Genomic DNA, 20,294 nt, shown 5'->3' on the forward strand with positions numbered 1-20,294 from the left:
GTAAAATTACAAGGAATTATTTCCATCCTTCGATGTAATTTTTTAATTTTCTACCAACTTTTGGATGTTTTAATTTTTTAATAGCTGAACTTTCAATTTGTCTAACTCTTTCTCTTGTGACATTAAGTTCTTTGCCTATTTCTTCCAAGGTTCTATCGCTCTCATCATCCATTAAACCAAAACGCATTCTAATGACGGCTTTTTCTCTATCGTTTAATTGATCTAATACTTCATCAATTTGTTCTTTTAAATCATCTTTTAATATGTGATCCATCGGAGAAAGTGAAGTCCTATCTTCAACAAAATCTCCAAATTTGCCATCATCTTCACTGCCAATAGGAGCTTCTAGAGAAATTGGCTCTTTGGTGATTTTAATCACTTGTTTAACTTTATCAATACTTAAATTTACTTCTTTTGCAATAATACTTACATCTGGTTCTTTGCCTTCTTTTTGCAAATATTCGCGTATGATTTTATTGATTTGATTGATTGTTTCTATCATATGTATAGGAATTCTAATGGTTCTTGCTTGATCTGCAATTGCTCTTGATATAGCTTGTCTTATCCACCAAGTAGCATAGGTTGAAAATTTATATCCGCGCTTATATTCAAATTTATCCACAGCTTTCATTAGGCCTATATTGCCTTCTTGGATTAAATCTAAAAATGGTAATCCGCGGTTGGTATATCTTTTAGCAATACTCACAACTAAGCGTAAATTTGATTTAGCCATTCTAGTTTTTGCTTCATCAGAAATTTTCTTGCCACGCTTGATTTGTTCTAAAATTTCTTTTAATTGATCTTTTTCTAAATCAAATGAATTTTGACTAGCTTCTTTGGTTTGTATGAGTTTTTTAATTTCCATATAAGTACTAACCATAGTAGTTTCTAAAGCACGTTCGGCTATTTCTTCTTTATTAAGTTTTGTAATATCTTTTAAAATATCCTGATGTCTTTGTTTTAATTCATCCGAAAACATAGGCAAGCGATATTCTAAGCGTTTTAGTTCTTTGTCAAATTCTTCATCGCTTTTTAAAGCAGTTTCCATTGATTTGACAATTTCAGAGATTAATTTTGAAGTTGGTCCTAAATCCATAAGTTTTTCTTTTAATATATTTTTTTTAAAAGCTATAATAAGCTTGTCCAGCAATTCATCTTCATTGTTTTCTGCATTTATAGTTGAAATAGTTTTAAGCCATTCTTTTTTTGCTTTTTCTAAAGCTTTAAAGCTTTCTATGACTTTTAAAGTTCTTTCATCTTCTTTTTTGTTTGTTTTTTTAACTTTTTTATCAGAATTATTTTCATTTTCTTCATTTTCATTTTCTTCTTCAGAATCTATTTCTTCTTCATTTTTATCATCTTCATTCTTATCATCATCTTCAAAACTTTTAAAAAGCTCTTTCACTCTTCTTTCTCTATTAATTAATGGTTCTTTATAATCAAGAATAAAATCAATCAAATAAGGAACCGAGCAAAATGCATCTATGATAATATCTTCTCCAAGTTCAATTTTTTTAGAAATTTCAACTTCTTCGTCTTTATTTAAAAGAGAAATTTGTCCCATTTCTCTTAGATACATTCTTACTGGAGAATCAGATCTACTCCATTCTAATAAATCATTTTCATTTGCTAAATCAAATTCATTTTCTAAGCTAGTATCTTGTAATTTTTGTTTTTCTTCTTGTAATTTTTTTGCTTCTTCAAGATTGCGTTTTTTTGCAATTTCTGCTGAAGATATTAATTCTACTTTGTATTTATTCATTAAATCTCGAATTTTTTTTGCACTTGTTGCGTTTGGAAGTTTTGCTAAATACTTGACAAGTTTTTCATATGTGATATAATCTTTAGAATTTTCTTTAAATAATTCTTCTAGGGTAGTTGCTTCACTAGCCATAAAATATCCTTTGGGACGATTTTTATATAAAACTAAATATTATTCCTAAATTTTGATTAAAAACAAATAAATATTTTTTGGAACATATATTGCTTTATTGATTGGAAAATTTAGATTTTAGATAGGAAAAACGATGCAAAATGGATATTATCAAGCTACTGGAGCTATGGTTACGCAGTTTAATCGTCTTGATGTGGTGACCAATAACCTTGCTAATGTTAATACTAGTGGTTATAAAAAAGATAATGTTGTAATCGCAGATTTTAAAAGGATTTTCAAAGAAACTCAAGATGAGTTGCCTATACAAAATCACACAAGAGATGCTGCTAGATTTGTAAATACTACTATAGATAGGGTTCCTCAAATCAATCATGTATATACAAATTTTAGCGTAGGCTCTATGAAGATGACTCATAATCCTTTGGATCTTGCATTAACAAGAGAAGATACTTTTTATCTTATTAAAACCAACAATGGAGAAATAAGATTGAGTCAAGATGGAAATTTTCAGCTTGATGAGGAAGGATATTTGGTAAATCGTCAAGGATATAGAGTTTTAAGCAGTGATTATTTTAATAATCCTGAAAATGATGGTATACGCATAGGAGATTCCACTTCTTTTATTAATGTTGATAAAAATGGAATAATAAGTGCTTCTAATCAAAATATCGCAAGATTATTTGTAGCTCAAGTAGATGATTTAAGAGACTTACAAAAAGATGGCGATAATATGTATAGGGTTGATTTAAATAAAATCAGAGATTTGCCAAATTCAAATGCCGTAAAACAAGGTTTTACTCAAGGATCTAATGTAAATCCAGTTACTGAAATGGTAGGCTTGATAGAAGCAAATAGAATGGTTGAGATGTATCAAAAAGTTATGACTTCTCATATGGATGATTTAAATCAAGAAGCTATTAACAAATTAGCAAGCTCTAAATAAAACTAAGGATAGGTAAAATGTTAAGATCATTATACACAGCAGCATCAGGGATGGTATCACAGCAAACTCAAATTGATGTTACTTCAAACAATATTTCAAATGTAAATACAGTTGGTTATAAAAAATCTCGTGCAGAATTTGCAGATTTGATGTATCAAACTATGAAATACGCAGGTACTTCAACTTCAAGCACTACCAAGCATCCAAGTGGTATAGAAGTAGGTCTTGGTTCAAGGGTGACTGCTATTAGTAAGATTTTTAGTGAAGGTAGTTTAAAACAAACTTCTACTGCAGGTCTTGATATGGCAATTGCTGGAAATAATGGATTTTTCCAAATTCAAATGCCTGATGGAACTATAGCTTATACTAGAAATGGGCAATTTACAAAAGATGCTGAAGGAAATATCGTAAATTCAGATGGCTATAGACTTTTACCTGAAATGACCATACCAGAAGATGCAACTGCTATAAATGTTGCAAGTGATGGAACTGTTTCAGTTATGCAGCCAGGAAATACTGCTGAAACCCAAATAGGCCAAATTGAGCTTGTAAATTTTATCAATCCTGCGGGATTACATGCTCTTGGAGATAATCTTTTAGTAGAAACTGATGCAAGTGGAGCTCCTATTGCTGGTATTGCGGGTGAAAATGGTTTTTCTCCTATTAAGCACGGCTTTGTCGAGCTTAGCAATGTCCAACTTGTAGAAGAAATGACTGATCTAATTACAGGTCAAAGAGCCTATGAAGCAGGTTCAAAGGCGATCACCACAAGTGATGATATGCTTGGAATAGTAAATCAATTAAAACGCTAAAATTTAATAGCGTTTTAATATGCATATTTTTTTAAAAAATACTAAAAAACTCTTAAATATACATATTTTTAAATATTCTTTCTTTCTAATAAAAAATTAAAATAATTGTAGTAATATTGTATTTGCATGTTGTAAAAAATATGCAAATACAAAAAAATAAATGAGGTAAAACAATGAACAGAAGGGACTTCATTAAAAATACTGCTATTGCAAGTGCTTGCGGTGTTGCGGGTCTTAGTGTTCCAAGTAGTGTACTTGCAAATACCGAAAACAAATGGCGTTGGGATAAAGCTGTTTGTAGATTTTGTGGTACAGGATGTGGAATATTAGTTGCAAGTTTAGATGGTAAAATTGTTGCTGTAAAAGGCGATCCTGCAGCTCCTGTAAATCGTGGGTTAAATTGCATTAAAGGTTATTTTAATGCAAAAATTATGTATGGTGAAGATCGTTTAGTTACTCCTTTGCTTCGTGTAAATGCACAAGGAGAATACGATAAAAATGGGAAATTTCAGCAAGTTTCTTGGCAAAGAGCTTTTGATGAAATGGAAAAACAATTTAAAAAAGCTTATAAAGAAAAAGGTGTTGAAGGTGTTGGAGTTTTTGCAAGTGGTCAATACACTATACAAGAAGGATATGCTGCTGCTAAACTTGTAAAAGCTGGTTTTAGATCAAATAATATAGACCCAAATGCTAGACATTGTATGGCGAGTGCTGTTGTTGGTTTTATGCAAACTTTTGGAGTTGATGAGCCTTCTGGTTGTTATGATGATATAGAACTTACTGATACTATCATTACTTGGGGTGCTAATATGGCAGAAATGCATCCGATTTTATGGTCAAGAGTAAGTGATAGAAAATTAAGCAATTTAGATAAAGTTAAAATTGTAAATTTATCGACTTTTTCCAATAGAACTTCTAATATAGCTGATATGGAAATTATTTTTAAACCAAATACAGATTTAGCTATTTGGAATTATATAGCAAGAGAAATTGTTTATAATCACCCTGAAGCTATGGATAAAGAATTTGTTGAAAAACATTGTGTTTTTGCTACAGGTTATGCTGATATTGGTTATGGTATGAGAAATAATCCAAATCATCCTAAATTCAAAGCTAGTGAAAAAGATACCGTGGCTAAACAAAATTCTATTATTTTAGATGAAGAAGAGGCTGTTTCTTTAGCGTATTTAGGTGTGAAAGCGGGTGATAAATTTGAAATGAAACACCAAAATACTCCTGATGCGCATTGGGAAATTACTTTTGAAGAATTTAAAAAAGCTTTAGAGCCTTACACTCTTGATTATGTAGCAAAGGTTGCTAAAGGCAATGAAGATGAAAGCATTGATGAATTTAAGAAAAAATTACAAGAATTAGCAAATTTATATATAGAGAAAAATAGAAAAGTTGTTAGTTTTTGGACTATGGGTTTTAATCAACACACTCGTGGTAGTTGGGTAAATGAGCAAGCTTATATGGTGCATTTTTTACTTGGAAAACAAGCAAAACCAGGAAGTGGGGCTTTTTCTTTGACAGGTCAACCAAGCGCTTGTGGAACAGCAAGAGAAGTAGGAACATTTTCTCATCGTTTGCCTGCTGATATGGTTGTAGCGAATGCTAAACATAGAGAAATTTCAGAAAAAATTTGGAAAGTTCCTGCAAAAACTATTAATCCAAAGCCAGGTGCTCCTTATCTTAATATAATGAGAGATTTAGAAGATGGCAAGATTAAATTTGTATGGGTTCAAGTAAATAACCCATGGCAAAATACTGCAAATGCAAATCACTGGATTAATGCCGCTAGAAATATGGATAATTTTATAGTTGTAAGTGATTGTTATCCAGGTATTAGTGCAAAAGTTGCTGATTTAATTTTACCTAGTGCTATGATTTATGAAAAATGGGGTGCTTATGGTAATGCTGAAAGAAGAACTCAGCATTGGAAACAACAAGTTTTACCAGTAGGTGAAGCTATGAGTGATTTGTGGCAATTAATGGAATTTTCTAAACGCTTTAAATTAAAAGAAATTTGGGATGAGACTAAGGTAAATGATAAATTGACTTTACCAAGTGTATTAGAAGAAGCTAAAGCTATGGGTTATAGTGAAGATGATACCTTATATGATGTATTATTCGCCAATGAAGAAGCAAAATCTTTCAAAGCAAAAGATCCTATCGCAAAAGGATTTGACAATAGTGAAGTAAATGGCGATGAGAGAAAAGTTATCGGAAGTGATGGTAAAGAATTTGATGGATATGGATTTTTTGTTCAAAAATATCTATGGGAAGAATATCGCAAATTTGGTTTAGGTCATGGACATGATTTAGCCGATTTTGATACTTACCATAAAGTAAGGGGGTTAAGATGGCCTGTTGTAAATGGCAAAGAAACTCAATGGAGATTTAATACAAAATTTGATTATTATGCGAAAAAAGCTGCTCCAAATTCAGATTTTGCTTTTTATGGTGAATTTGCTAAAGAATTATCAAAAGGCGATTTGCTAGCTCCACAAACTCAAGAAAAATATAGTTTAAAAAATAAAGCAAAAATTTTCTTTAGACCATTTATGAAAGCACCAGAAAGACCGAGCGAAGAATATCCATTTTGGTTATGTACTGGTAGGGTGTTAGAGCATTGGCATAGTGGGACAATGACTATGAGAGTTCCTGAACTTTTCCGTGCAGTTCCTGAAGCGCTTTGCTATATGAATGAAGATGATGCTGAAAAAATGCAAATTGCTCAAGGTGATATAGTATGGGTGCAATCACGCCGTGGCAAAGTAAAGGCAAGAGTGGATTTACGCGGTAGAAATAGGCCTTCTAAAGGACTTGTGTATGTGCCTTGGTTTGATGAGAATGTGTATATAAACAAGGTTACGCTTGATGCAACTTGTCCGTTATCTAAGCAAACTGATTTTAAAAAGTGTGCAGTAAAAATTACTAAAGCATAATAATGAGCAGTAGAAGAGAATTTTTAGCTTTTAGCTTTAAACTTTTATGCATAGGCAGCGGCAGTGCATTTTTAGCAAGTTTAGCTATCAGCTCTGTTCAAGGATATTTTTTAAGACCTCCTGGAGCAGATGATGAGAGGAAATTCTTGTCAAAATGTATAAGATGTGGCCTTTGTGTGAAAGCTTGTCCTTATGATATTTTAAAATTAGCTACTTTGCAAGAAAAACCTGCAAATGGTACGCCTTATTTTATAGCTAGGGAAAATCCATGTAGGTTGTGCGAAGATATCCCTTGTATTAGGGATTGTCCTACTGATGCACTAGATCATAAATATTTAGAGCAAAAAGATGGAATTTATAAAACAAAAATGGGTATAGCTATTATTGATAGTGCAAGTTGTGTAGCTTATTGGGGAATTCAATGTGATGCTTGTTATAGAGCCTGTCCTTTGATAGATAAAGCTTTAAAATTAGAATCAAAGCGTAATGATAGGACAGCAAAGCATGCATTTTTACTTCCTGTTGTTGATCATGAAGTTTGCGTAGGGTGTGGATTTTGTGAAAAAGTTTGCATTACTCAAAAACCAGCTATTAAAATTTTACCTAGAGAATTTGTTTTAGGGGAAGCTGGAAATAACTACATTAAAGGTTGGGATGAAAAGGATGAGAAGCGTTTGCAAGATGTAAATACAGAGAAAAAATTTGATAAAAATAAAGCTAAAGATTATCTCAATGATGGAGAATTGTTATGAAATATCTTATTTTAAGAAGAATGGTGCAATTTTCTATTTTGATTTTATTTTCTTTAAGTGCATGTAGTTTTATCTTAAAAGGAAATTTAAGCTCTTCGGTTTTATTTTCAACCATACCACTTAGTGATCCTTTTGCACTTTTGCAACTTATGTTGGCAAGTTTGCAAGTAGATTTAGCAGTTTTAAGTGGAGCTTTGGTGATATTTTGTTTTTATGCTATTTTTGCTGGAAGAGCATATTGTGCTTGGGTTTGTCCTGTAAATATCATAACAGATTTTGCAAATTTTGTTAGAATAAAATTTAAGCTTACTCCGATAAAAACGATCAATGTAAATAAAAATTTGCGTTATTATATATTGTTTTTAGTATTGCTTTTTTCTTTTATTTTATCTTTTCCTGTATTTGAAGAATTTTCTTATATAGGCATTATTCAAAGAGGGATTATATTTGGTGGAATTTCTTGGATATTTATGGCATTGATTATTTTTTGCATCGATGCTTTTTTAAGTCCTAGATTTACATGTTCTTATTTTTGTCCTTTGGGTGCTTTTTGGGCCTTGATATCTCGTTTTTCACTTTTAAAAGTAAGATATAGTTTGCAAAAATGCACAAAGTGTTATAAGTGTATCAGTGTGTGTCCTGAAAAACAAGTGCTTTGGATGATAGGTAAAAAAGATCAAGATATAACATTAGGCGAGTGTATAAGATGCGGAAGATGTATTGATGTTTGTAGTGATGATGCTTTAGGTTTTAGTATAATAAATTTAAGGAGAGAAAATGAAAAATAAAATCTTTTTGTCCTTAGCAGCAGCTGTTTTTATAAGCGCATGTGGATTTGCTGTTAATAGTATTGATTCAAAAGATTTGGGTTTAAGAAGAACGAGTTTGGAAAGTGAGAATGTGAAATTATTAGATGCAAAATACTCTCAAGCATCTGCAGGAGAAGCTATTTTAATAGAAAGATCATTTGAAAATGCACCTCCTTTGATTCCACATACTTTAGAGGATATGCTTCCAATTACCAAAGACAACAATATTTGTTTGAGTTGTCATGATAGATCAGTTGCTCAAGATGTCGGCGCTACGCCTCTTCCTAAGAGTCATTATTTTGATTTTAGAAAAAACAAATCTACTAAAGATATGATAAGCGAAGCTAGGTTTAATTGCACTCAATGTCATGTACCACAAAGCGATGCAAAATCTTTAGTAGGAAATAGTTTTAAAGCTCAATTTAAAAATGAAGAATCAAAGAAAAAATCTAATCTTTTAGATGTATTAAATGAAGGAGTAAAATAATTTTCATGAGAGTAGTATTTTTCCTCTTTTTAGTTTGTATTTATGCGTTTTCATATGAATTAAAATTAAATTCCAATTTAAACGCTTTAAAATTAATAGATGGAAAATTACTTATAGGACTTGATAATGGAGAAATTTTGAATTTCTCCATTAAAGATAAAAAAATTCACACCATTGCTCAATTAGCTAAGATTAAAAATTTTTATGAAGAAAATGTTGATGCTAGAATTTATAGTATAGATTTTTTAAACGATAGTATATTGATTTTAAGTGAAGGAAATTTTGGTAGTAAAAATATAAATATTTATAAAGACAATCAATTGGAAAGTTTCAAACTCTTAAATGATGGAGTCAAAAAAGCTTTGTTTTTAGATGAAGATACTATTTTATTGGCTTTATTAGCATCTGGTATTGAAATCTTAGATTTAAAAACAAAAAAGACTATTAAAACATTTACTTTTTCTACTTCAAGTTTAAGTGATATTGTTTTAAATGACGATAAAAATACTTTGGTTGCTGGTTTTGAAAGTGGTCAAGTTATAGTTTTTGACTTAAAAAAATTTCAAATTGTGAAAAATTATAAAAATATACATAAAGATAATATTTATCAATTAGATTTTAAAAATAACACCATAGTTAGCTGTGGGACTGATAGAAAATTAGGTATTATAAAAAATGGTGAAGAAAAAAGCCTAGAGAAGGATTTTTTGATATATACTTGTGCTTTAAATTTAAATGCTAGTATGGCTATTTTTGGAGATAATGAAAAAAATACTATAGAACTTGTTGATACAAATACCTTACAAACTATAAAAACATTTCAAAATAAGGATTTTTTGTTAGAATATCTTATATTTTTAAATGATTATGAATTTATTAGTGCAGGTTATGAAAATACAATAATATTTTGGAGTATAAATGAATCTTTCTAGTGTTTTGATTGTAAGTAAAAAAGAAAAAATCGAAAAAATTAAAGAAAAAATTGAAAAAGTTTCATTTTGTAGTGTAGAATTAGTTCAAGATGATAAAATTATTGTGATAATAGAAAGTGAAAATTTAGAAGACGAATTAAGTGCTTATAAAAATTTAGAAAAACTTGATGATATTATAAGCATTAATATGGTTTTTTCCTATCAAGACTTAGATGAAGAAAGAGAAAAAATTTTAAAAGCAAATTTTCAAGCAGATGATTTTAATGAAAAACTTAAAAAAGATAAGCTAGAGTATTATGGTAGTATTTATAAAAAGTTTTAATGCATGGTATTTTTAATTCCTATATTTGTGATTATAGCTTCCATTTTTATCATCGATTATGTTTATTTTGCCAAAGAAAATGAGATTGCTAAAACTAACCACCAGCAAAAAACAAAGGATGATTTGAAAAATGAAAAACAAAAATATATCAAAAATATTCTTAATCACCATAACTAATTTTTAATCTAACAATGCAAATTTCTTATAAAAAAATCTTTTGGATTAATATTTTGGTTGTAATAGCCATTGCTTTAAATTTAAGAGCACCTATAACTTCTATAGGCCCTATGATCGAATATATCAAAGAATATTATAACATTAATTCAGCTTTGGCAGGTATGCTTACGGCTTTGCCTTTGATAGCATTTGGATTTATATCATTTTGTGCAACATTTTTTTCTCAAATCAAAGCTTTGTTTTACGCATTAATTTTAATCATATTTGGTGAAATAATTAGAAGTCATGGTGGAATTTTTGGTTTATTTTCTGGAGTATTTTTGCTTGGTAGCGGCATTGCTATTGCTAATGTATTATTGCCTAGTTTTATTAAAGAAAAATTTCCTAGAAAATCTTCTAATATAATGGGATTATATGGTCTTTTTTTGGGTTTTTCTTCTATTATAGGAGTAGCATTTTCTTTACCATTGCTTCAAATTTTTAATATTCCTCAAGCTATGTTTTCTTGGAGTATTTTGGCTTTTGTTGCTTTATTTTTTTGTATTCCACATTTAAAAAATAAGAGATTATTACGCTCTAAAAAGAAAAAAAATAATAAAACAAATGTTTTTTTAAATTCTACGGCTTGGAAAATTACTATTTGTATGGGTTTACAGAGTTTTTTATCTTATAGTCTTTTTGCTTGGCTTAGTGTGATGATTAGTCAAAAAGGTTATGATATTGGCTTTGGTTCAAATATTTTATTATTATCACAAATTATTGGTTTGCCCATAGCTTTGTTTTCACCTATGATTTTGAATAAATTAAAATTCCATGATAAAAAATATATTATTTTATTAAGTTTTTCGTATCTTTTGAGTTTTATTATTATTTTCTTTTTTGATGCAAAAATAATGTTATATATAGTGGCTGTTTTTATAGGCTGCGCTTCTAGTGGAGTTTTTACCATAATATTATTATTTATTACGACCAAAAGTGCAAATTCTATTATAGCGGCAAAACTTTCTGCGATGTCACAAGGAATAGGATATTTAATAGCAGCCCAAGCACCTTGGATTATAGGTGTTTTTCATGATAAATTTGGGAATTTTGATCTTAGTTTGTTATTGCTGATTTTTGTTGGAATTTTGCTAAATGTTTTTATATTTTTAGCTTACAATGCAAAGATGATCAAGTAAAATTAAAATTATATTAAATACTTTTTAGATAAGATTTATAAATTTTTATAATTTTATAGGTTTTTTACATGAGATATACAGTAACAGAAGCTTCTATATATGAGGCGCAAGGTTTAAAAGACGAAGCTTTGGAGATTTATAAAAATATTTTAAAACAAGATCCGCAAAATAAAAATGCCATTGATGCGATTAGAAGATTGAGTGGATTGCGTTCTAATCATGAAGATTTAAATTATGAAATGCTTGATTTTTTTGTAAATATGAAAAGTGAAGAAGAAATCAATGAATTTAAAAGGTGGTTAATAAAACTATGAATATTGAAGATTTAGCAAAAAAAGCAATTAGTGAAGTAAATTTAGAACTTGATAATAAAAACATCAAAAATGATGAATTTACTCCTATGGTGGAAGAAATTTCTTCAATTAAAGAAGAGCCAAAAAGACAAGAATTGCAAATCAAAGAAGAACTTAACAAAGTAACACAAGAACTTATGCAAGAACTTGATCAATTGGAAGTAAAAATTGCTGAAGAAAAATCTATCTTAAAAATTGAAGAGCTTGCTAAAGAAGAAGAATTTGTACAAAATAATGAAGAGTTTTTTCTAAAAAATCTTAGAGAAAGAATTTTAGTATTATTTGAAGGTTTAAAAAACACAAAAGATGAACATTTAGAAAAGAGATTAGATATAACTATAACTTTTTTAGAGTTTTTGCTTGCAAAAATTGAAGATAGACTTAAAAAATAACAACGATTTTTTAAGTATCAAAAAAATTTTACAACCTCATACTAAAAGAGCATATTTGGTAGGAGGTTGTGTAAGAAATTCTTTTTTAAATTTACCTAGTAATGATTATGATATAGAAATTTACGATATAGACCCTTTAAAATTTGATCAATTAATGGCACAACTTGGCGCAAAAGGTTTTGGAAAAAGTTTTTTTGTATATAAATATAAAAATTTTGATCTTGCGCTTGCAAGATATGAAAATAAAACTTCTATAGGTCATAAAGGTTTTGAAGTTAAAATTTGTAATGATGAAAAAGATGGTGCAAAAAGAAGAGATTTTACTATTAATGCTTTGATGATCAATATTTTTGATTATAAATTTTATGATTTTTATGATGGCTTGAAAGATTTGAATTTAAAAATATTAAGACATATTAATGATGAAAGCTTTATAGAAGATAGTTTGAGAATTTTGCGTGCTATTTCTTTTGCGTGTCGTTTTGATTTAAATATAGCTGATACTACTTTAGCTTTAATGCAAAATATGGATATTAGCGATCTTTCAAGAGAAAGAATCAATGAAGAGCTTTATAAAATTTTTAAAACTTCAAATTTAGACAAAGCTTATGAATTTTTTCAAATTTTAAATTTAGAAGATAAAATTTTTTATTATAAAAGTTATAATGATCAAAATTTTAAAACATTACTTAGTATGAGTCAAAAATACGTCAAAGATGAGGCTTTGTTTTTATATTTATATTTAAATTTTTTTCAAATTTCAAAAGATGATTTTTTTAAAAAAACTAAAATTAAAAAAGAATTTTTAAAAAAAAGCGAACAAAAATTTATTTTAGATAAAATAAGTGATTTTGATTTGGCTACAATTGCTTTAGAATTTAGACTTTGTGATTGGCTAGGTCTTTGGAATGATGAACGCATTAAACAAGCTAAAAAAATAAACCTATTTAATAAAAAATTTGAAAATAAAATTTGTGCTAAAGATTTAATAAAACAAGGTTATATTGGAAAAGATCTTGGAGTAAAGCTTCATGAGAGCAAGCTTGAAGAAATTAAAAAATATTTAAAGGAGTTAGTGTGAAAGAGTATATTTTAAAAATTTCTTGTAGTGATGAAAAAGGTTTGATTTATAGAATTTCAGATGTGATTTTTAAATATAGGATAAATATTGTTAAAAATGATGAATTTGTCGGCGAGGAAAGATTTTTCTTTAGAGCTCACTTAGAAGGAGAGCTTGACTTACAAGCTTTTAAAGGAACTTTAGAAGCAGTTTTACCAAGTGATTCTTTGGTAGAAATTTGCGAAAAAAGAAAAAAAGATATTATTATTTTTGCTACTAAAGAAACACATTGTCTTGGAGAATTATTAATTCGTCATTTTAGCAATGAATTTAATGCTAATATTAAAGCTGTAATAGCAAATTATGATATTTTAAAGCCTTTAGTGGATAAATTTAATATCCCTTTTCATACTATAGAAGCTCAAAATTTAACTAGAGAAAACCATGAGGAAAAAATACTTGAATGTTTAAATCAATATGAATTTGACTATATAGTGTTAGCTAAATATATGAGAATTTTATCTTCTTCTTTTGTGCAGCATTTTGAAGGAAAAATCATTAACATCCATCATTCTTTTTTACCAGCTTTTATAGGAGCAAATCCATACAAACAAGCTTATGAGCGAGGTGTTAAGATTATTGGAGCAACTGCGCATTTTGTGAATAATGATTTAGATGAAGGTCCAATCATCACTCAAGATGTCATTCCTGTAACACATGAGTATTCTTGGCAGATGATGCAGCAAGCGGGCCGTAATGTCGAAAAAAATGTTTTATCAAAAGCTTTAGATTTTGTCTTTGATGATAGGATTTTTATTTATAACAATAAAACAATAGTATTTTAAATTGATGCCTAAATTGGCATCAATTTAACAAGAATAGCAAGTTTTAAATTCATAAGCAGTAGGTCTAGCTTCTACTGGCCAAACTTGAGTTTCAAATTTCATATGTTGATAATCATCTATAAAAACATCGCTCATTACAGGTTTTAAGAAGGTATTTTTACGAATTAGTGCTTCAAGTGAGCCTCTTAAAGTATGAGGGAGTTGTTCTATACCTTTTTCTCTAATTTCATCTAAGGTTAAAGCAAAGAGATTTTCATCCATTGGCCCGACAGGTTTTGTTTGATTTTTAATACCATCAAGTCCTGCCATAAGTAAGCTTGTAAAAGCGAGATAAGGATTTGCAGTATTATCTGGAAATCTTATTTCTACTCTAGCGCTTTTTTCATTGATCCCATAAGGCACGCGACAGCTTGCCGAGCGATTTTGGTAAGAATAGGTTAAAATACAAGGAGCCTCAAAGCCAGGGACTATTCTTTTATATGAATTTGAACTTGGATTTGTAAAGGCAGCAACGCTCCTAGCATTGGCTAAAATACCACCTATGTAATTAATAGCACATTGACTTAATTTCCCATACCCATCTTTATCATAAAATAAATTTATCCCATCTTTCCAAAGACTCATATGCACATGCATACCACTTCCATTATCACCATATAAAGGTTTTGGCATGAAAGTAGCAGTTTTTCCATTTAGATGAGCGACCATCTTTACAATATATTTGTAAATTTGAACATTATCTGCTGCTTCAACTAGATTTCCAAATTCTACTCCAATTTCTGCTTGTCCTTGAGCTACTTCATGATGATGAACAAAAACTTTTAATCCAACTCTTTCTAAAACCTGAACCATTTCAGAGCGTATATCTACACTAGAATCAATTGGAGACACAGGGAAATATCCACCTTTGTTTCTAGGTCTATGACCGGTATTATAGCTATCATTAAAATCTTTATTGTCGTTCCATTCTCCTTCTTCGGTATCTACTTCATATTTTGAGCAATTTGGAGAATCTATAATTTTTACATTATCAAAGATAAAAAATTCATTTTCAGGACCAAAATAAGCACTATCTGCAATATTACTATTTGTTAAATATTCCATCGCTTTTTTAGCAATACTTCTAGGACATTTTTCATACATTTGCCCTTTATAAATATCATAAACATCGCAAATTACAATGATAGTGGGATCAGCGGTAAAAGGATCTAAAAATGCACTTTTTACATCAGGTTTTAAAATCATATCAGACTTATCTATAGGTTGCCATCCATGTAAAGAGCTAGCATCAAAAGGAATTCCATTTTTAAAAGTATCTTTATCTATTGCTTTGATATTATATGTGATATGATGCCAAGTTCCTATCATATCTGTAAATCTAAAATCAACAAACAAAACTTCATGTTCTTTGCAATATCCAAAAAATTCCTCCACATTTTTCACAAATTTCCCCATCTTATTTAATCCTTTCTAGAATAAATGAAATCATAGATTGTAAATCTAAAATTTTCAAATTGTATTATATTTTTTTTAAATTAAGTTTAAATTAATATAATTTTTATTAGCAAATGTAAAAATATATTTTTATTGTTAAAATTTAAAATAATTTTCAAAAATTAATCGCGTAATTATAATTTTTATAATATAATCTTGAATTATTTTTTATCACAACAAAAGGTGTAAGATGACTCAAGAAGAATTAGATGCTTTAATGAATGGTTCTGATGATTTAGATCTTGATTCTGTGGAAACAAATGAAGAAAAGCCAGAAACAGATTACGAAGATGAAGAAAAAAACAAAAAAATGGTTAATGATATGATAAGTGGTGATTATAAAGCAAGAGCAGACATGGCTTGGCCACCACCACCACCAAGCAAAGAACATAAGGTTGTGCATCAACTTGACGATGTTACTAGAGATAGTGAGATTAAAGCTACTGAAATGATGGAAAAGCTTGAGGCTATTAATGATTTTTTTGCAAATTCTGAAAATGAACTTTGTGTTATTAGTGATGCTTTGAATAAAAATATTGATATTTTTGAAAAACTAAATGCTAAATTTCCAAATGTAGCAAGTTTTAAAGAAGCTATTGATACAAATAATAACGCTAAAAATATTATTGATGAGATTACAGGTTGCTTGCAAACTGGTCAAGATGAGGTTATGATGGCCATGGATGCTATGCAGTATCAAGATATACATCGTCAAAAAATTGAGCGCGTTATAAATGTAATGAGGGCTTTAAGTAGATACATGAGCAGCTTATTTGAAGGTAAGATTGATGATGAAAAACGCGTTGGATCTGCAGTGCATATTGAAGGTGACACAACTGCAGATGTCGTAAGTAATGACGATATAGAGGCTTTGATTGCTAGTTTGGGAAAAAAATGATTATTCCCGAGATTGTTTCTCCGGCAGGAAATTTTACTAAATTAAAAATTGCATTAGCTTATGGTGCTGATGCAATTTATGCTGGTGTGAATAATTTTTCATTAAGAGCAAGAACTGCTCGAGATTTTACCTATGATAGTTTTAAAGAAGCTATTGATTATACTCATTTTAGGGGTAAAAAAATTTATGTGACTATCAATGGTTTTCATTTTAGTTCTCAAATTGAAGGTTTAAAAAGACATATTTTAAAACTAAAAGAGATGAAACCTGATGCTTTTATTGTTGCTTCAGTTGGAGCGATGCAATTAGTTAGAGAGTTAGCTCCTGAGATTAATCTTCATGTTTCCACTCAAGCAAATATCTTAAACTATCTTGATGCAAAAGTCTATAAAGATATGGGTGCAAAGCGTGTTGTGATAGCAAGAGAGCTTGGTTTAAAAGATGCTAAGGATTTAAAAAATAATTGTGATATCGAATTAGAAAGTTTTGTTCATGGTTCTATGTGTTTTGCATATTCTGGAAGGTGTTTAATCTCATCAGTGCAAAGTGGTCGTATGAGTAATCGTGGTTCGTGTGCAAATGATTGTAGATTTAATTACGAACTTTACGCTAAAAATCCACAAACTAACACCTTATTTAGACTTGAAGAAGATGAAAATGGAACACATATTTTTAATTCTAAAGATTTAAATTTAAGTTCTTATATACAAAAAATTATGCAAGAAAATTGTATCAATGCATTTAAGATAGAAGGTCGTACAAAAAGTGAGTATTATGTTGCTTTGACAACTAGAACTTATAAAATGGCCGTAGAAGATGTACTTAATGATACTTTTGAAGCAAATAAATATGAAAAAGAAATTCAAACCTTAAAAAATAGAGGTTTTACAGATGGATATTTGGTTTCAAGAGCTTACGAAAAAACTGATTCTATTAATCACGACACTAGTATAGAAGAGGGAACTCACCAAGTTCATGCTATTAGCGAAGATGGCGAATTTTTTAAGTGCAAAGGTAAAATACAATTAAATAAAGAATATGAAATTTTAACTCCTATAAATAGTAAAATTGAATTAGGAGAGAGTAAAATAGGCTTAACTTATCAAAAAGATGGAAAAAATTTTATAGTTTTTAAACAATTATTAGCAAAAAACAATAAAGAATTTCAAGAAATTCATAGTGGCAATGAAAATGAAATTTATCTACCATTTAAACTTCCAGAATTTAGCTTTTTAAGAAAGAATATCGAGTGAAATTTGTGTCGGTATTGATGGGAAGCAAAAATGATTATGATGTTATAAAAGAAGCTTTGAGAGTATTTGATGATTTTGGTGTAAAATATGAAGTTTTAATCACTTCAGCTCATAGAAGCCCTCAAAGAACTCAAGGGTATATTAAAGAAGCAGAAATTAAAGGTGCTAAAGTATTTATCGCTGTAGCTGGTATGGCTGCGCATTTAGCAGGAGCGGTTGCTGCACATACAACTAAACCTGTTATTGGTGTGCCAATATCAGGGAGTAATTTGGTAGGTATGGATTCTTTGTTTTCAACTGTTCAAATGCCAAGTGGAATTCCCGTTGCTACGCTAGCCATTGGCAAAGCTGGAGCGATTAATGCTGCATATTTAGCTATCCAAATTTTAGCAATTAATGATGAAGATTTAGCTAGCAAATTATTAGAAGATAGAATAAAACAGCAAGAAAAATTAAGCAAAGATTCTAGTCAAATAGAAATTTTTCTTTAAGGAAATTAAATGCAAACTTATTTAGAATTAAAAGAATTTTGTCAATTAGTTCATTTGTCTGAAGATGTAGTCAAAGGAATGATGGCAAAAGGAGCTTTAAATTTTAAAGATGAAGATGGAAAAATTTATATCGAAGCAAATCAAGGAACCTTTAGTGTTGTTCCAACAGCTTCTAATCACCAACCTGCTATGGTAAATTCTATGACTTTAGCTGGAGAAAGTTTTGTAGAAAAAACCATTGGAACTATTTTAAATTTACATGAAAAAGTTTTAGATGCCAAAGATGAAACCTTAGAAGCTTTAAAAAGTGAAAATAAATTTTTAAAAGATGCTCTTTATTCAATGCAAGAATTATACGATGCAGATAGAAAAACTATTGAAACTTTAAATTTAGAGCTAAAACATGCTAGAGATGAAATAGAATTTTTAAAACGAAAATATAAAATGATGTGGAATAAAACAGTAGATCTTTATGCAAATACCCAAGAAAAACCAGAGGAAATAAACTAATGATGACTTTTTCAAAAATGATTTTAACCTTGCAGGAGTATTGGCAAAAACAAGGTTGTGCAATTATGCAACCTTATGATTTTCCAGCAGGAGCAGGTACTTTTCATCCAGCTACCTTTTTAAGAAGTTTAGGAAAAAAACCTTGGGCAGCTGCTTATGTGGCTCCAAGCAGAAGGCCAACTGATGGTAGATATGGTGAAAATCCTAATAGATTGGGTGCTTATTATCAATTTCAAGTTTTAATGAAGCCAAGTCCTGACAATATCCAAGAATTGTATTTAAAAAGTTTGGAAAATTTAGGTTTTAATTTAAAGTCTCATGATATTCGCTTTGTAGAAGATAATTGGGAAAGTCCTAGTTTAGGAGCTTGGGGCTTAGGATGGGAAGTTTGGCTTGATGGCATGGAAGTAACTCAATTTACTTATTTTCAGCAAGTTGGCGGGATAGCTGTTGATTTAGTGAGTGCTGAAATCACCTATGGTCTTGAAAGAATCGCAATGTATTTGCAAAATGTAGATAATGTATATGATATAGTTTGGAATGAATTTAAGGGTGAAAAAATTACCTATCATGATGTGCATAAACAAACAGAATATGAATTTAGTAAATACAATTTTGAAATCAGCGATGTGCAAATTTTAAATTCTCAGTTTGAAAATGCTTATAAAGAATGTAAAAATGCGCTTGAAGCAAAACTTGCTTTGCCTGCATATGATTATTGTATGTTAGCTGCGCATACTTTTAATTTACTTGATGCAAGAGGTGCTATATCGGTAACCCAAAGACAAGATTTTATGTTAAAAATTAGAGAATTATCTAAAAATTGTGCTTTAATTTATAAAGAAAATTTAAATGAAGATTAAAATAAAAGAAATTTATGATTATCTTAATTTTATAAGTCCTTTTGATACTCAAAGTTCTTGGGATAATAGTGGATTATTAATTGGAAATTTAAATGATGAAGTAACTAAAATTTATCTTAGTTTGGATATAGATGAGTATTTACTTGATAAAGCTTGTGAAAATTCTTTATTTATTGTTCATCATCCTTTGATTTTTAAAGGTATTAAGCATATTAGTGGTAATTTGTATCCTCAAAATTTAATTACCAAAATGATACAAAAAAATATAGCTTTAATTGCCATGCATACTAATTTTGATTTAAGCCATCTAAATGAATATTTTACTGAGCAAATTTTAGGCTTAAGTGTATATAGCAAAGAGGATTTTTTAATTTATTGCAAAGTAGATTTTACTTTTGAAGATTTTGTACTTTATGTAAAAGAAAAATTAAATATAGAACATTTAAGAGTGGTTCAAACAAAAAATAATCAATTAAAAAAAGTTGCTATTTGCACTGGAAGTGGTGGAGATTTGATTGCAAATGTAAAAGCAGATTGTTTTTTGAGTGGGGATTTTAAATACCATCAAGCTTTAGAAAGCTATCATAATAATCTAAATTTAATTGATATAGGTCATTATGATAGTGAAAAATATTTTGGAGAGATTTTAGCAAGACATTTGCAAAAATTTCCTTTAGAAGTTATAATGTCAGTTTCAAAAAATCCATTTCAATATTTTTAAGGATAAAATAAATGAATAAACATTTAGATCAACTTATAGTTTTATCGCAAATCGATAAAGAATTAGATGGTTTTACGCTTAAAGTAGATGAAGCTACTAAAAAATTAAAAGAAAAGCGTTTAATGCTTGATAAAACAGAAGAAGAAATTTGCACATTTGA

21 protein-coding genes are annotated in these 20,294 nt (G+C 29.2%); 19 read left to right on the forward strand and 2 right to left on the reverse strand.

From position 1 onward, the window contains the following. Nucleotides 1–16: 16 nt before the first annotated feature. Nucleotides 17–1,894 (reverse strand): RNA polymerase sigma factor RpoD, encoded by a 1,878-nt coding sequence (gene rpoD, locus FPD38_RS01280; RefSeq protein WP_147554992.1) that lies wholly within the window; start codon nt 1,892–1,894, stop codon nt 17–19. Between the two features lie 133 nt (nt 1,895–2,027). Between rpoD and FPD38_RS01285 the strand changes: the two genes are divergently transcribed. The 13 genes from FPD38_RS01285 (at nt 2,028) to purU (ending at nt 13,904) form a co-directional block, all read left to right on the forward strand. After that, the gene (locus FPD38_RS01285) at nt 2,028–2,837 is read left to right on the forward strand and encodes a flagellar hook-basal body protein (RefSeq protein WP_147554993.1); all 810 of its coding nucleotides are present in this window, start codon (nt 2,028–2,030) and stop codon (nt 2,835–2,837) included. Between the two features lie 17 nt (nt 2,838–2,854). After that, the gene (gene flgG / locus FPD38_RS01290) at nt 2,855–3,649 is read left to right on the forward strand and encodes a flagellar basal-body rod protein FlgG (protein WP_039665727.1); all 795 of its coding nucleotides are present in this window, start codon (nt 2,855–2,857) and stop codon (nt 3,647–3,649) included. A gap of 173 nt (nt 3,650–3,822) precedes the next feature. Next, complete coding sequence (gene napA, locus FPD38_RS01295; protein WP_147554994.1) at nt 3,823–6,597, forward strand: periplasmic nitrate reductase subunit alpha; 2,775 nt, start codon at nt 3,823–3,825, stop codon at nt 6,595–6,597. Nucleotides 6,598–6,599: 2 nt separating this feature from the next. Further along, nucleotides 6,600–7,349 (forward strand): ferredoxin-type protein NapG, encoded by a 750-nt coding sequence (napG, locus tag FPD38_RS01300; RefSeq protein ID WP_147554995.1) that lies wholly within the window; start codon nt 6,600–6,602, stop codon nt 7,347–7,349. Further along, nucleotides 7,346–8,137, forward strand: coding sequence for a quinol dehydrogenase ferredoxin subunit NapH (gene napH, locus FPD38_RS01305; protein WP_147554996.1), 792 nt, complete (start codon nt 7,346–7,348; stop codon nt 8,135–8,137). Before napG ends, napH begins: the two co-directional genes overlap by 4 nt. After that, the gene (locus tag FPD38_RS01310) at nt 8,127–8,645 is read left to right on the forward strand and encodes a nitrate reductase cytochrome c-type subunit (RefSeq protein ID WP_147554997.1); all 519 of its coding nucleotides are present in this window, start codon (nt 8,127–8,129) and stop codon (nt 8,643–8,645) included. The genes napH and FPD38_RS01310 overlap by 11 nt, the downstream gene beginning before the upstream one ends. Nucleotides 8,646–8,650: 5 nt before the next feature. Beyond that, complete coding sequence (locus FPD38_RS01315; RefSeq protein WP_147554998.1) at nt 8,651–9,577, forward strand: WD40 repeat domain-containing protein; 927 nt, start codon at nt 8,651–8,653, stop codon at nt 9,575–9,577. Next, complete coding sequence (locus FPD38_RS01320; RefSeq protein WP_147554999.1) at nt 9,564–9,899, forward strand: chaperone NapD; 336 nt, start codon at nt 9,564–9,566, stop codon at nt 9,897–9,899. Before FPD38_RS01315 ends, FPD38_RS01320 begins: the two co-directional genes overlap by 14 nt. A gap of 191 nt (nt 9,900–10,090) precedes the next feature. Continuing rightward, a complete protein-coding gene (locus tag FPD38_RS01325) occupies nt 10,091–11,254 on the forward strand; it encodes an MFS transporter (protein ID WP_147555000.1) in 1,164 nt (387 codons plus the stop codon). 68 nt (nt 11,255–11,322) lie between these two features. Further along, nucleotides 11,323–11,568 (forward strand): hypothetical protein, encoded by a 246-nt coding sequence (locus tag FPD38_RS01330; protein ID WP_147555001.1) that lies wholly within the window; start codon nt 11,323–11,325, stop codon nt 11,566–11,568. Further along, entirely contained in the window at nt 11,565–11,999 is a 435-nt protein-coding gene (ciaD, locus tag FPD38_RS01335) for an effector protein CiaD (protein ID WP_147555002.1), read from the forward strand. The genes FPD38_RS01330 and ciaD overlap by 4 nt, the downstream gene beginning before the upstream one ends. Next, nucleotides 11,968–13,080, forward strand: coding sequence for a tRNA nucleotidyltransferase/poly(A) polymerase family protein (locus FPD38_RS01340; protein ID WP_147555003.1), 1,113 nt, complete (start codon nt 11,968–11,970; stop codon nt 13,078–13,080). The genes ciaD and FPD38_RS01340 overlap by 32 nt, the downstream gene beginning before the upstream one ends. Further along, a complete protein-coding gene (gene purU, locus FPD38_RS01345) occupies nt 13,077–13,904 on the forward strand; it encodes a formyltetrahydrofolate deformylase (RefSeq protein ID WP_147555004.1) in 828 nt (275 codons plus the stop codon). Before FPD38_RS01340 ends, purU begins: the two co-directional genes overlap by 4 nt. Nucleotides 13,905–13,928: 24 nt before the next feature. Here the strand turns inward: purU and glnA are convergent, their stop codons facing one another. Further along, a complete protein-coding gene (gene glnA, locus FPD38_RS01350; protein ID WP_147555005.1) occupies nt 13,929–15,359 on the reverse strand; it encodes a type I glutamate--ammonia ligase in 1,431 nt (476 codons plus the stop codon). 229 nt (nt 15,360–15,588) lie between these two features. On the opposite strand from glnA, the gene FPD38_RS01355 reads away from it, so the two are divergent. From FPD38_RS01355 to FPD38_RS01380, 6 genes are read left to right on the forward strand one after another with little or no spacing between them, the layout of a single operon-like run. Beyond that, the gene (locus FPD38_RS01355) at nt 15,589–16,296 is read left to right on the forward strand and encodes a protein phosphatase CheZ (RefSeq protein ID WP_147555006.1); all 708 of its coding nucleotides are present in this window, start codon (nt 15,589–15,591) and stop codon (nt 16,294–16,296) included. After that, nucleotides 16,293–17,549 carry a peptidase U32 family protein gene (locus tag FPD38_RS01360; RefSeq protein ID WP_147555007.1) on the forward strand — a complete coding sequence of 419 codons (1,257 nt, stop codon included), beginning with the start codon at nt 16,293–16,295 and terminating at the stop codon, nt 17,547–17,549. Before FPD38_RS01355 ends, FPD38_RS01360 begins: the two co-directional genes overlap by 4 nt. Continuing rightward, a complete protein-coding gene (purE, locus tag FPD38_RS01365; protein ID WP_147555008.1) occupies nt 17,546–18,040 on the forward strand; it encodes a 5-(carboxyamino)imidazole ribonucleotide mutase in 495 nt (164 codons plus the stop codon). Before FPD38_RS01360 ends, purE begins: the two co-directional genes overlap by 4 nt. 9 nt (nt 18,041–18,049) lie before the next feature. Continuing rightward, nucleotides 18,050–18,550, forward strand: a complete 501-nt coding sequence (locus FPD38_RS01370) for a DUF3972 domain-containing protein (RefSeq protein WP_039665712.1) — start codon at nt 18,050–18,052, stop codon at nt 18,548–18,550. A gap of 2 nt (nt 18,551–18,552) precedes the next feature. Next, nucleotides 18,553–19,413: a glycine--tRNA ligase subunit alpha gene (gene glyQ / locus FPD38_RS01375; RefSeq protein ID WP_147555107.1), complete on the forward strand. Its 861-nt coding sequence runs from the start codon at nt 18,553–18,555 to the stop codon at nt 19,411–19,413. After that, nucleotides 19,409–20,134 carry a Nif3-like dinuclear metal center hexameric protein gene (locus FPD38_RS01380; RefSeq protein ID WP_147555108.1) on the forward strand — a complete coding sequence of 242 codons (726 nt, stop codon included), beginning with the start codon at nt 19,409–19,411 and terminating at the stop codon, nt 20,132–20,134. Before glyQ ends, FPD38_RS01380 begins: the two co-directional genes overlap by 5 nt. The last annotated feature ends 160 nt before the right edge of the window (nt 20,135–20,294 follow it).

The sequence above is a fragment of the Campylobacter volucris genome (genome assembly GCF_008011665.1).
Classification (GTDB): Bacteria; Campylobacterota; Campylobacteria; order Campylobacterales; family Campylobacteraceae; genus Campylobacter_D; species Campylobacter_D volucris_A.

Excerpts from the sequence above, each read along its gene's own strand:
- FPD38_RS01310 (WP_147554997.1), top strand. The coding sequence starts at position 8,127 with ATGAAAAATAAAATCTTTTTGTCCTTAGCAGCAGCTGTTTTTATAAGC.
- glyQ (WP_147555107.1), top strand. The coding sequence starts at position 18,553 with ATGACTTTTTCAAAAATGATTTTAACCTTGCAGGAGTATTGGCAAAAA.
- FPD38_RS01370 (WP_039665712.1), top strand. The coding sequence starts at position 18,050 with ATGCAAACTTATTTAGAATTAAAAGAATTTTGTCAATTAGTTCATTTG.
- ciaD (WP_147555002.1), top strand. The coding sequence starts at position 11,565 with ATGAATATTGAAGATTTAGCAAAAAAAGCAATTAGTGAAGTAAATTTA.
- FPD38_RS01325 (WP_147555000.1), top strand. The coding sequence starts at position 10,091 with ATGCAAATTTCTTATAAAAAAATCTTTTGGATTAATATTTTGGTTGTA.
- glnA (WP_147555005.1), bottom strand. The coding sequence starts at position 15,359 with ATGGGGAAATTTGTGAAAAATGTGGAGGAATTTTTTGGATATTGCAAA.
- FPD38_RS01315 (WP_147554998.1), top strand. The coding sequence starts at position 8,651 with ATGAGAGTAGTATTTTTCCTCTTTTTAGTTTGTATTTATGCGTTTTCA.
- flgG (WP_039665727.1), top strand. The coding sequence starts at position 2,855 with ATGTTAAGATCATTATACACAGCAGCATCAGGGATGGTATCACAGCAA.
- rpoD (WP_147554992.1), bottom strand. The coding sequence starts at position 1,894 with ATGGCTAGTGAAGCAACTACCCTAGAAGAATTATTTAAAGAAAATTCT.
- FPD38_RS01285 (WP_147554993.1), top strand. The coding sequence starts at position 2,028 with ATGCAAAATGGATATTATCAAGCTACTGGAGCTATGGTTACGCAGTTT.
- napA (WP_147554994.1), top strand. The coding sequence starts at position 3,823 with ATGAACAGAAGGGACTTCATTAAAAATACTGCTATTGCAAGTGCTTGC.
- FPD38_RS01360 (WP_147555007.1), top strand. The coding sequence starts at position 16,293 with ATGATTATTCCCGAGATTGTTTCTCCGGCAGGAAATTTTACTAAATTA.
- napG (WP_147554995.1), top strand. The coding sequence starts at position 6,600 with ATGAGCAGTAGAAGAGAATTTTTAGCTTTTAGCTTTAAACTTTTATGC.
- FPD38_RS01320 (WP_147554999.1), top strand. The coding sequence starts at position 9,564 with ATGAATCTTTCTAGTGTTTTGATTGTAAGTAAAAAAGAAAAAATCGAA.
- napH (WP_147554996.1), top strand. The coding sequence starts at position 7,346 with ATGAAATATCTTATTTTAAGAAGAATGGTGCAATTTTCTATTTTGATT.
- FPD38_RS01330 (WP_147555001.1), top strand. The coding sequence starts at position 11,323 with ATGAGATATACAGTAACAGAAGCTTCTATATATGAGGCGCAAGGTTTA.
- FPD38_RS01355 (WP_147555006.1), top strand. The coding sequence starts at position 15,589 with ATGACTCAAGAAGAATTAGATGCTTTAATGAATGGTTCTGATGATTTA.